The organism is Flavobacterium sp., from assembly GCF_029945805.1.
Classification (GTDB): Bacteria; Bacteroidota; Bacteroidia; order Flavobacteriales; family Flavobacteriaceae; genus Flavobacterium.
Window position 1 is genome coordinate 1 of the sequence record NZ_JAQSDH010000011.1, and the last position, 11,023, is coordinate 11,023.

General features: G+C 34.1%; 10 protein-coding genes and 1 tRNA gene. 2 read left to right on the forward strand and 9 right to left on the reverse strand.

Translation table 11 applies throughout. The features are described 5' to 3' along the window. Positions 1-103: 103 nt before the first annotated feature. The 3 genes from PSU83_RS02515 to PSU83_RS02525 all read right to left on the reverse strand — a co-directional run bounded on the left by PSU83_RS02515 (position 104) and on the right by PSU83_RS02525 (position 4,215). Entirely contained in the window at positions 104-2,059 is a 1,956-nt protein-coding gene (locus tag PSU83_RS02515) for a M56 family metallopeptidase (RefSeq protein ID WP_300586350.1), read from the reverse strand. Further along, complete coding sequence (locus tag PSU83_RS02520) at positions 2,056-2,427, reverse strand: BlaI/MecI/CopY family transcriptional regulator (RefSeq protein WP_300586352.1); 372 nt, start codon at positions 2,425-2,427, stop codon at positions 2,056-2,058. The genes PSU83_RS02515 and PSU83_RS02520 overlap by 4 nt, the downstream gene beginning before the upstream one ends. 399 nt (positions 2,428-2,826) lie before the next feature. Further along, positions 2,827-4,215 carry a dipeptidase gene (locus PSU83_RS02525; RefSeq protein WP_300586354.1) on the reverse strand — a complete coding sequence of 463 codons (1,389 nt, stop codon included), beginning with the start codon at positions 4,213-4,215 and terminating at the stop codon, positions 2,827-2,829. A gap of 111 nt (positions 4,216-4,326) precedes the next feature. On the opposite strand from PSU83_RS02525, the gene PSU83_RS02530 reads away from it, so the two are divergent. Both PSU83_RS02530 and PSU83_RS02535 read left to right on the forward strand, forming a co-directional pair. Beyond that, positions 4,327-4,408, forward strand: a tRNA-Leu gene (locus PSU83_RS02530). 152 nt (positions 4,409-4,560) lie between these two features. Further along, entirely contained in the window at positions 4,561-5,337 is a 777-nt protein-coding gene (locus PSU83_RS02535) for a hypothetical protein (RefSeq protein WP_300586356.1), read from the forward strand. A gap of 36 nt (positions 5,338-5,373) precedes the next feature. Here the strand turns inward: PSU83_RS02535 and PSU83_RS02540 are convergent, their stop codons facing one another. From PSU83_RS02540 to PSU83_RS02565, 6 genes are all read right to left on the reverse strand, one after another. Beyond that, positions 5,374-7,140, reverse strand: coding sequence for a DUF885 domain-containing protein (locus tag PSU83_RS02540; protein WP_300586358.1), 1,767 nt, complete (start codon positions 7,138-7,140; stop codon positions 5,374-5,376). Positions 7,141-7,207: 67 nt separating this feature from the next. Further along, positions 7,208-7,570 (reverse strand): nuclear transport factor 2 family protein, encoded by a 363-nt coding sequence (locus PSU83_RS02545; RefSeq protein ID WP_300586361.1) that lies wholly within the window; start codon positions 7,568-7,570, stop codon positions 7,208-7,210. 68 nt (positions 7,571-7,638) lie between these two features. Beyond that, a complete protein-coding gene (locus tag PSU83_RS02550) occupies positions 7,639-8,547 on the reverse strand; it encodes a pseudouridine synthase (protein ID WP_300586363.1) in 909 nt (302 codons plus the stop codon). A gap of 163 nt (positions 8,548-8,710) precedes the next feature. Further along, positions 8,711-9,628 (reverse strand): geranylgeranylglycerol-phosphate geranylgeranyltransferase, encoded by a 918-nt coding sequence (locus tag PSU83_RS02555; protein WP_300586366.1) that lies wholly within the window; start codon positions 9,626-9,628, stop codon positions 8,711-8,713. A 54-nt stretch (positions 9,629-9,682) separates the two neighbouring features. After that, entirely contained in the window at positions 9,683-10,621 is a 939-nt protein-coding gene (locus tag PSU83_RS02560) for a mevalonate kinase (RefSeq protein WP_300586368.1), read from the reverse strand. A gap of 34 nt (positions 10,622-10,655) precedes the next feature. Continuing rightward, positions 10,656-11,006, reverse strand: a complete 351-nt coding sequence (locus PSU83_RS02565) for a four helix bundle protein (RefSeq protein WP_300586450.1) — start codon at positions 11,004-11,006, stop codon at positions 10,656-10,658. Positions 11,007-11,023 lie beyond the last annotated feature (17 nt).

The following is an 11,023-nucleotide window of genomic DNA, read 5'->3' on the forward strand; positions in this document are numbered from 1 at the left end:
CGATTCATTTAAAGAAGCCATCTTTTTGGCTTCTTTTTTATCGGACAACAATGTTTTTAAGCATAAAAAATCCGCTTATTAGAGCGGATTTTGAATTTAAATATTATTTTTTTCTAAGCCAAACTTCAACTTTATCTCCCCCATATTTTGTTTGTTGCACTCCCATTTTGGTGTCTTCAAAATATTTATGTGTCGAGAACCAATATTGAAAAGGTTGTGGAAACTTTTTGCTTCTTGCATTTTTTAAAATTACACTTCCGCTAAAATGTGCAATTTCATTTGGTTTATATTTGTTTAAATAGTCATTCGGAACATTTTTTCCATCAATCCAAATTGCATATTTTTTGCTGTTTTTAAAGTCCTCCATTTCTTTTTGAGTTGGAGACATTTTTTGAAATGGTTTTGGAATTAAAAAAATATATTTTCCTAACTTTTCTTTATCATCTTCTGTTAGTTCTTCATAAACTTTATCAATAATTATTTTTCCATTTTTTCCACCATCTCTTAAAATAAATTGAACTCCTTGAAAATAATCAGCTTCTTTAACAGTTTGAGTTGTCTTTTTTTCTTGTTTTTTTGGTGATTCAGATTTATCATTGTTATCATTTATGTATAGATTATATTCGTCATTACCGGTTTTTTGAGAAATTATGGTGTCTATTTTCGATTTTTTTAAAATTTCATCTTTTATGGAATTTCTATATACGGAATGTCCAATTATAACCGTGTCTTGTGTGAAATGCAAATGACTATTTTTTATGTTTTTATCATAAAAAGATTTTGTAAAGAGTGCGTAATGATATTTTGTTGCATTTTTTTCACCTTTAATAGATACGGAACTTTTGGTAAAATAGCTAAAATCGTTGCGTTTGTGTTTTTTAATTTCTTCTTTATTGCTTACTTTTCCATCAATCACTATGTAATTATTTTCGGTTTTTAATAGTTCAAATACTTCTACTGGAATTTCTTTTTCAACTCTTTTTCCGGGAATAAAACTTAGATATTTTCTCTTGTCATCTAATGAAAGTTTTTCATACAATGTTACATCTCGTCTGTTAATTCGTTCGTCAATAATTTTTACATAAACGCCACTATAATAACTATCTCTGATTTTATCTTTATCAGTTATTTCAAGGTTGTTATTTTTCGAATAGGTGCCAATTACTTTTTCCTGTGCCACAACTTTTATGCAAAAAATGTAAACTAATCCGCCAAGTATTGGAATTATAGCGATTTTTTTCAAAATTGCAATTTTTTGCGAGGTGCTTTTTGTCATCATAAGTAGTCGTTTTTTGGTTACTAAATAATTTAAATTACTGGCCAAGTAAATCGTTTGAATGGTGCTGCTTTTTTGCAAAAGTAAATTTTGATAAAACGGAACGTCGTTATAGGTTTTCACAATCGCTTCATCGGCGAGAAATTCGTGATTGAGTTGTATTGCTTTTTTGTAGAAATACACTAATGGATTCAACCAAAAAATACACTTCAATAGTTCGATAAATAAAATGTCTAACGTATGTTTTTGCGTTACATGAACCAATTCATGCGTGTATAATTCGTCTTCAATGGTTCGGTTATTATAATCGTCAAAATTGATAAATATGAAGTTCAAGAAACTGTGCGGAAGTGTTTTTTCTTCCACTAAAATTAACGTTGCATTTTTATAGTTGACAGTGGCCTTTGTTTTAGATTTTTGGATTAATTTCCAAATGTTTTTCGTAAAACGAAACAAAAATAATGTTGTTATGATTCCGTATAAACTCCATAATAAAGATGGAATGTAATTTATGGTTTCCTTTAATGGGATTGCATTTTCTAGAATTGGATTTTCATCTAATGCTGTTGGAGGTATTTCAAGATTTACAGATTCAACGTTTTGAACAACTGGAATGATTTCGATTATTTCATAAGTTACAAACGGAATTGCCAATGAAATCACAACTGATATTAAAAGATAAAATCTATTGAAATGGTGCATTTTTTCACGTTCCAAGACTAGATCATAGAACGCCAAAAAGGCGGCCAAACTTACAGTCGATTTGATTATAAAGTCGATCATTTTTTCTTTTTTTGAAGTTCGATGTCTATTAATTTTTTCAAATCTTCTAATTCTTTTTCGGTTAAATTAGTTGCTGTTGTAAAGAAAGAAGCGAATTGCGAAGCCGAATCGTCAAAGAAATTCTTGATCAATCCGTTCACGTGTTTTGAAAAATAATCTGTTTTTTTTACCAACGGATAATATTCTCTTGAATTGCCGAATTCAGTGTAAGCGACAAATCTTTTGTCAATCATTCGCTTTAACAATGTGGCGACAGTTGTCGTTGCAGGTTTTGGTTCTGGAAAAGCCTCAAGCAAATCTTTCATGAATGCTTTTTTGAGTTTCCATAAATGTTCCATCAATTGTTCTTCTGAATTGGATAGTTGCATTTCTACGTTTTTAGAATTAACTCTACAAATGTAGAATAAAAGTTCACTTCTACAAGTGTAGAGTTAAAATTTAACATTTGATGTTTTTTTAGAACCATTAAGGTATTAAGAATCATTAAGTTTAGTAAAAGTATCCTTTGAAATGCGGTTTGCGTTAGGGATTACTTCACATTTTGCTTATTACAATTTGAGTTCAGTGAACTTCGTTTGCAATGGAAATCCTTTCTTGGCTTGAACTTTTTCAAGATAAGAAAGATTGTAATGGAAAGCCCGACCTTGTTGCTTAAAGGGTTTTCATTATAAATCAAATGTTGTGCAACAAGGTAACGCCCAAATAAAAATCCGTCTACTCAATTAAGAATAAACGGAATTAGCGTCTTTGTGTCTTTGCGAGAAATTCTATTTGCTCAATTCAACAAAATACTTGTAAAACAACGGAATGGTTTCGATACCTTTTAGGTAATTGAAAATCCCGAAATGTTCGTTTGGCGAATGAATGGCATCCGAATCTAAGCCGAATCCCATTAAAATAGTTTTCGATTTTAATTCTTTCTCAAACAGTGCTACAATTGGAATACTTCCACCAGAACGAACCGGAATTGCCGGAACTCCAAAAGTTTCAGTGTAGGCTTTGTTTGCGGCCTTATAACCGATGCTGTCGATGGGTGTTACATAACCTTGTCCGCCATGATGCGGCGTAATTTTAACTTTCACCGATTTTGGTGCGATGCTTTCGAAATGGTTTTTGAATAATTCGGTGATTTCTTCCCAATCCTGATTTGGAACCAAACGCATCGAAATTTTAGCAAATGCTTTACTTGCGATTACTGTTTTTGCGCCTTCGCCGGTATATCCGCCCCAAATTCCGTTTACGTCTAAGGTTGGACGGATGGAGTTTCTTTCATTGGTTACATAGCCTTTTTCTCCATAAATATCTTCGATGTCCAAAGCTTTTTTATAATGGTCTAAACTGAATGGTGCTTTCGCCATTTCGGCTCTTTCTGCAGCAGTCAAATCTTCTACTTTATCGTAAAAACCGGGAATGGTGATGTGATTGTTTTCGTCGTGAAGCGAAGCAATCATTTTGGTCAACACATTTATTGGATTGGCAACTGCACCGCCATACAATCCAGAATGTAGGTCGCGATTTGGACCAGTAACTTCGACTTCAACATAACTTAAACCGCGTAAACCTGTGGTAATTGACGGCTGTTGGTTGGAAATCATTCCGGTATCTGAAATTAGAATTACGTCACATGATAATTTTTCTTGATTGTTTTCTACAAACCAGCTTAAGCTTTTTGAACCCACTTCTTCTTCGCCTTCAATCATGAATTTCACGTTGCAAGGCAAATTTTTATTGGCAATCATATATTCGAAAGCTTTGACATGCATGTACATTTGACCTTTGTCATCGCACGCACCGCGTGCAAAAATAGCGCCTTCGGGATGAATTTCTGTTTTTTTAATCACAGGTTCAAATGGTGGGGAAGTCCATAGTTCCATTGGGTCTGGTGGTTGTACGTCGTAATGTCCGTATACCAAAATCGTAGGAAGGGTTTTGTCGAAAATATGTTCACCATAAACTATTGGGTAACCAGGTGTTTCGCAAATTTCTACCTGTTTGCATCCTGCTTTTTCTAGAGAAGCTTTTACCGCATCGGCAGTAGCAATTACATCATGGGCATAAGCGCTATCGGCACTTACAGAAGGGATTTTTAATAGTTCGATTAATTCGTTGATAAAACGTTCTTTATTTTCCTCAACGTAATTTTTTATGTTGTCCATTGTAATTTAATATTGAATAAGTTCAAATTTACTTAAAAAAGACTTTTAAAAAAATTCATATTTCATAATTTGTAATTCATATTTATTCCTATATTTGCACTCACAATTTTCGCGGGTATGGTGAAATTGGTAGACATGCCAGACTTAGGATCTGGTGCCGCAAGGCGTGTAGGTTCGAGTCCTATTACCCGCACAGAAAAAGCTTCAACTTTCGTTGGAGCTTTTTTTATTGGAACTGTTTAGTTAATAATATGTTTACAGTTTATTGTTTTTGAGTGGTTTAAATTTTGAAATTTGATTTATTTTTACACCATCAAAATCATTTGATTTAAATGTAAAACTCTAATGAAAGGAAAAAGGCTTATGATAACTGCGGTTTTGGCATTTGTTGGATTTATTTTGCTGGCAGTATCAGTTTATTTGCTTTATAAAAATTCTAGTACCAATTTGTCTGCTGATAAGCAGAAAGAACTGGATGATGCCATCAAACAAATAGAAGTGCTACATGCCGAGATTGTTGAGAAAGATAAAATTGCCGCGGAAACGGAACAAAAAATTAAAAGTTTAAAATCGGATGCTTTTGGACAATCAACGGGGCAAAATCTGCCTATAGTTGAAATTGTAGACAATGATTTGAGTGAAGGAAGTTCTGCTCACGACGAAGGTGGAAAGAAGGTTCACAAATTAATGTACCACCATCAAGTTCGGTTCTATTTACTGAATATTGGCAAGAATTCTTTGAAAGATGTTATCTTTTCTGTGAAGGATAATTACAGTGATACTGGAGATAAAGAAAAGAAGAAGAAATCAAAAGCATCAGCGACAAACGTCGATTATATGGGTAAGAAAGTGAATAATGATGAAATGGGAACCTATGAAAACATTGAAATCAATACGCTTAATCTGAAGTCGAAAAAACTAATTTACACTAGTAATTTACCGGGAAGTTTTGGAACCGGAGATTATGAATACCATCTAATTGTAGAATGGAGTCAAGGTTTTTATCAGATGAAAATTAAAATTGATGAAGTAAACGGAAAACTAAATTACAAATACAAGTTTTTTGATGTGGATGGAAATCCAATCGATTTTAAAAATTTGGAAAGTAAAATAGCAAACTAAAAAAAATGTCCCGAAATTTTCGGGACATTTTTTTTATTATTTACCGGTTGCAATCCAGTTGTTTATTTTCTTTTCTAAAAGTGCTAATGGCATCACTCCAGATTCTAATATTTTTTGGTGGAAGACTTTAATGTCGAATTGATCTCCCATTTTGTCTTGTGCTTTTTTACGCAATTCTAGAATTTTCAATTGTCCGTTTTTATAAGACAACGCTTGTCCCGGAATTGCCATGTAACGCTCAATTTCTGCAGTAATTCCGGCTTCACTTTCGGCTTCATTATCTAGTGAATATTTGATAGCTTGTTCTCGAGTCCAACCTTTGGTATGAATTCCAGTATCAACTACCAATCTAACGGCTCTGTGCATTTCAGCGCCAAGCATTCCGAAATATTGGTACGGATCAGTATATAAGCCCAATTCTTTTCCTAAACTTTCTGTGTATAATGCCCAACCTTCACCATAAGCTCCAAACCAATTGAATTTTCTGAAATCAGGTAGCTCTTTGTTTTCTTGTTGTAATGAAATTTGGAAATGATGTCCCGGAATGGCTTCGTGTAAAAACAAATCTTCATCACTGTAACAGTTGTATGTTTTTACGTCAGGAATCGGAACATAAAAAACGCCTGGTCTAGAGCCGTCAGCAGCGCCTTGATTATACTCTGCACTAGCTGAAGCTTCTCTGAAGGCTTCTGTTCTTTTGATTTCAAAAGGACTTTTTGGTTGTAAAGAGAACAGTTTGTCAACGTTTGGTTTGATGACGGCATAAATTCTTTCAAAATTAGCAATAACGTCTTCTGGTTTTTTGAAATTCATCAATTCTGGCTTGGTTCTGACGTGTTCAAAAAATTCGTTGATGGTGCCTTTGAAACCAACTTGCTCTTTTACTTTTTCCATTTCAGCCTTGATTCTCGCCACTTCTGATAATCCCAATTCGTGAATTGCTTCAGGAGTTTTATCTGTAGTTGTCCAGTATTTGGTATAGACTTTATATAATTCCTGTCCTTTTGGCAAACTTCCAATACCACTAGTGGTTCTTGATGCTGGAAGATATTCGTCTTTTAGGAAAGTAGCCATTTTTTTAAACTGAGGTTCTAGTTTTTCTCTAATTACAGCTATATATTCTTTTTTCAGCGCGTCTTGCTTCTCGATTGTAATTTCTTTTGGAAACAATTTTAATGACGAGTAGAATAAATTGTCTTCTACATTTGGTGTAACCATGCTTTCAAATTGTGGAATAACTTTCACCGTCAAAGCTTTTGGAAGAACAACTCCTTTATCAATTCCTTTTTTCATGTAAACCATTGCAGAATCCATCCAAACAGCAAATAAATCCATCCTTTTCAGGAAATTTCTATAATCTTTTTCTGTTTTAAAAGGTTGCGCGCTAGTTCCACCTGCGAATTGCCCCAACGTTAAATTGGTTCCCCAAAACTGTTGGATTGGCATCAGATTAGTATCGTATTTCAATAAATCTTTTCCAATGGAAACTTCCCATTTTATGATTTCATAGCTGTTTTTTTCTTCTGCAGATAACGAAGTTGTATCAACAGTGGTCAGTTCATTTTCGTATTTATCATAAAACGCAGCTTGTTTTTTACGATGAGAATCTGTCATTTCAAAGACTAATTTGTCATTGAATTGGGTTTGTCCGTTTTGAGTTGCTCCCAGTGGATCCAATTCGTTTTTGTCATTGAAATACGCATCGGTTATGGCGCTAAAATTCTGCACTTTCTTTTCTGATTTACAATTTAGTAGCAATAATGAAAGGAAAATCAGTAGTGATACATTCTTTAAGTTTTTCATATTTAAGGGTTTAGTTTGGTAAAACTATTGGTTTCTGGTCGATTGATTTGTTAATGAAATGATAAAATTACCCATGATAGACGCGGGAAGCCATGATTTTTCCGTCTTTGATGTCGAGTACTTCAGCTACAAACAGAGGTTCTTCATTTTCTACAGTTCTAATATATTCCATGAAAACACGATCGGCATTCGAAGTTAGTGAGGTGACTTTGTAATGTAGTGTAGGTAAACGTTCGAAAGCATCTTTCCACCATGTTCTTAACGCGTCTTTTCCGGTAACTAAACCGTGGGTTTCCGGATGGCGTATTTTTAATTTTGGACTAAAATGTTCGGCTTCGTCATCGTATAAAGACAACAATTTTTCAAGGTTGTGGGCATTGAATGCTTCAAACCAAAGCATAGCGATTGATAAATTTTTTTCTTGTGACATAATTTTAAATAAAAAAATCCTCCCGTTTTCCTTAACGAGAGGATTTTTGTGCTGTAAATATAGTTATTTTATACGTTTTTTAAATTGATGATTTCCTGTTCTGTCAGGAAACGCCAATTGCCACGAGGTAAATTCTTTTTGGTCAAACCAGCAAACGCAACTCTGTCAATTCGCAACACATCATAATTAAAGTGCTCAAAAATGGCACGGACTACTTTAACGTTTGGCGATTTTAGTTGCAATCCGATTTCGCTTTTAGGTTCGTTTTCAATGTAGGTTACTTCTTGAACAAGTACTTTATGCCCGTCAAGAGTAAGACCTTTACTGATTTTTTCAAGATCTTCAAACTTCAAATTTTTATCTAAAGAAACTTGGTAGATTTTTGAAGATTTTTGAGTTGGCAATGTGAATTTTCTAATCATATCAGTGTCATTTGTAAATAACAAAAGACCCGTTGTATTTTTGTCCATTCTTCCGATAGCGCCAATCTTAGCGTTAGTTGACCCTTTAACCAATTCCAATACATTGCGGTATTCCTGACCTTCGTCCAATGCAGTTGTGAAGTTTTTAGGTTTATTCAAAAGAATGTATTCTTTCTTTTCTGGAGTTAAAGTTGCTCCGTCAAAATTGACTACATCACCTGGTTTTACTAGATAGCCCATTTCGGTAATCGGATTTCCATTTACTTTTACGTTACCGGATTGGATGTAAATATCGGCGTCACGACGCGAACAAGCGCCAGAATTAGAAATGTATTTATTCAAGCGAATTTCGTCCGCTGCTTTCGGTCTTTTCGCTACTTGATTTGGTTTTTTCTCTACTTTAGTTGGTGCAGCGGCTTCTGCTTTTGTCGTAGGTTTTGCTTTTTTCGGCCCTTGAGCACGCTTAGCCATTGCAGGTTTTGGCTTGTTGGAACTTGGTCTCGAACTGTTTGGACGAGAGCCACTTCGCTTATTATTGCCTTCCTTGTTATTCATGATTCTGTAATTTTGGGCAAAGATACGATTTTAAGCGGTACGAAGCTATGGTAGTTTTTAGCCCCGATGGGAGCGGCATCCTTTTTCTTTTTCAGAAAAAGATACAGCGGACAGCGGGAGCATAAATTCTTAGGACGACAAGCACTCTGCTCCTTACGAACAACTACAATCGCAGTAATCTTTTGCCGTGAATTAACACCTCTGGATTGATTAAAATAATGCAGAAAACGCCTGAAACTACTAGTAATTTTAAGATGTTGTGTAAAAGCTGGTAATCAGGTTTGGAATTGGATTTCCAGAGTTTTTGAAGGAAGAAAATCAACACAATCAAGCTTATATAAAAGTAGATGTCCATGTAGCCAACTTCGAAAATATCGACGAGAAAATAAACAGGAATTACAGTGAGAAGTGTTAATAATGTGATGGTTTTTTTGGAAAAACTTTCGCCGTATATTACTGGAATTGTTTGGTAATCATTGGCGATATCACCTTTTATATTCTCTAAATCCTTGATCATTTCTCGGATTAAGAGTAGAAGAAAAAGAAACGTGGCATGCGCAAATATCTGCGGATATAAGTTTTTGTAATACAATAATATGGCGAAAAAAGGCAAAACAGCTAGGAAAGAAGCCGTAAGATTCCCGATAATTAATTGTTTTTTTAGCTTGTGTGAATAAAACCAAATCAGGAAAATATAAGTTGAGAAGAATAGGACAGCCCGAATTGAAATAAAGAACACAATCAGAAAAACCAAGAAATTCAGCGTAAAATAAACTTGAAGTTTCGTTTTTTGACTCACCAATCGGTCCAACTGCGATTTGATTGGGCGGTTGATTAAGTCTTTTTTGCTGTCGTAAAAATTATTGATGATATATCCAGATGCAATTGTTAGACTTGAGGCTAATACGATAATAAATAAATTTAAATCAAGGATAATTTCAAGTGCTCCTTTTTCTGGTGCGAGAATAAATATGGCTGATAAATACTGCGCTAAGGCAATAACAGGAATGTTATAGCCCCGAACTACAGAAAACATACTGAGGATTTTCAGTAGTAAATGTTTGGATTTTCGGCTTAACATTTGAGGTAAATTAACCCTTCGACTGCGCTCAGGATGACAAAATCGGATTTCATTTTAAAATTGGTAAACCACTTCCAATTTGTAATCGCTTAGCGATTTTTTTGCTTTTTCTAAATCTTCTGTAAAGCCAAGAATATAACCACCACCGCCAGAACCACAAAGTTTTAAGTAGTAATCGTTGGTGTCAATTCCGCGTTGCCAAATTCCGTGAAAAGCTTCAGGAATCATTGGTTTGAAGTTGTTCAAAACTACTTTTGACAATTGTTTGGTGTTTTTGAACAGCGATTTTATATCGCCACCTAAGAAATTTTCCACGCAGGCATCGGTATATTTTACGAATTGGTTTTTAAGCATTTTACGGAAGCCTTCTTCTTTTAAGTTTTCCATAAAGATGTTAACCATTGGAGCCGTTTCACCAACAATTCCGGAGTCTAATAAAAATACAGCTCCTTTTCCGGTGGCACTTTGTGATGGAATTCCAGTTGCTTCAATATTATCTTTAGAATTAATAAGAATTGGAATGCTTAAATAGCTGTTTAATGGATCAAGACCTGAACTTTTTCCGTGGAAGAACGATTCCATTTGAGCGAAAATCGTTTTCAATTGCAACAACTTTTCACGCGTTAAATTTTCTAAGACCGTGATTTTATTGTTGGCATATTTGTCATATATCGCCGCAACTAATGCGCCGCTACTTCCTACGCCGTATCCTTGCGGAATGCTGGAATCAAAATACATTCCTCTTGCTACATCCGCTTTTAAAACTTCCAAATTGAACGTAACTAATTCAGCTTGTTCCTTTTGTAGTTGCTCTAAATACGTCACAAATCGTTGTAGACTTGCATTCGATTTAATGGCTACTTCCGATGGATTCTCATCTACTTTTAATGCGCCGTTGTAGAAATTATAAGGAATTGATAAACCTTTAGAATCTTTTATAATTCCGTATTCTCCGAAGAGAAGAATTTTTGAGTAGAATAATGGTCCTTTCATATTTAATTGACAATTGAAAATGAATAATTGATAATTATTTTCCTTTCGATGTATTTATAATGCTTACTAAAATTTTTAAAAGTTCAGTAATTTTTGGTTTTATTGCTTGAAATTCAGTTTCAGAAATGTATTGTGTTTCAAATAACAAATCCATCCAATACTCAGTTTCGTTTGCTTCTTTTAGTGCTATAGATAATTTATGTATAAAATCTGCTTTGCTTTGTGCATGTTCGGCTTCTCTGACATTAGCACCGATTGAAGTTCCAGAACGTAACAATTGTTTAGATAAAACAAACTCTTTTCTTTCGACTAAAATTTTATAAAGAGTAACAATTTCAATTGCAAAAGTAAAAGATTTCTGCTTTATTACATTTTGCTTCTCTATTTTTTAATTTTGCATTA

Coding starts and splice junctions, on each gene's coding strand:
- PSU83_RS02515 (WP_300586350.1), bottom strand. CDS start 2,059: ATGATCGACTTTATAATCAAATCGACTGTAAGTTTGGCCGCCTTTTTG.
- PSU83_RS02520 (WP_300586352.1), bottom strand. CDS start 2,427: ATGCAACTATCCAATTCAGAAGAACAATTGATGGAACATTTATGGAAA.
- PSU83_RS02525 (WP_300586354.1), bottom strand. CDS start 4,215: ATGGACAACATAAAAAATTACGTTGAGGAAAATAAAGAACGTTTTATC.
- PSU83_RS02535 (WP_300586356.1), top strand. CDS start 4,561: ATGAAAGGAAAAAGGCTTATGATAACTGCGGTTTTGGCATTTGTTGGA.
- PSU83_RS02540 (WP_300586358.1), bottom strand. CDS start 7,140: ATGAAAAACTTAAAGAATGTATCACTACTGATTTTCCTTTCATTATTG.
- PSU83_RS02545 (WP_300586361.1), bottom strand. CDS start 7,570: ATGTCACAAGAAAAAAATTTATCAATCGCTATGCTTTGGTTTGAAGCA.
- PSU83_RS02550 (WP_300586363.1), bottom strand. CDS start 8,547: ATGAATAACAAGGAAGGCAATAATAAGCGAAGTGGCTCTCGTCCAAAC.
- PSU83_RS02555 (WP_300586366.1), bottom strand. CDS start 9,628: ATGTTAAGCCGAAAATCCAAACATTTACTACTGAAAATCCTCAGTATG.
- PSU83_RS02560 (WP_300586368.1), bottom strand. CDS start 10,621: ATGAAAGGACCATTATTCTACTCAAAAATTCTTCTCTTCGGAGAATAC.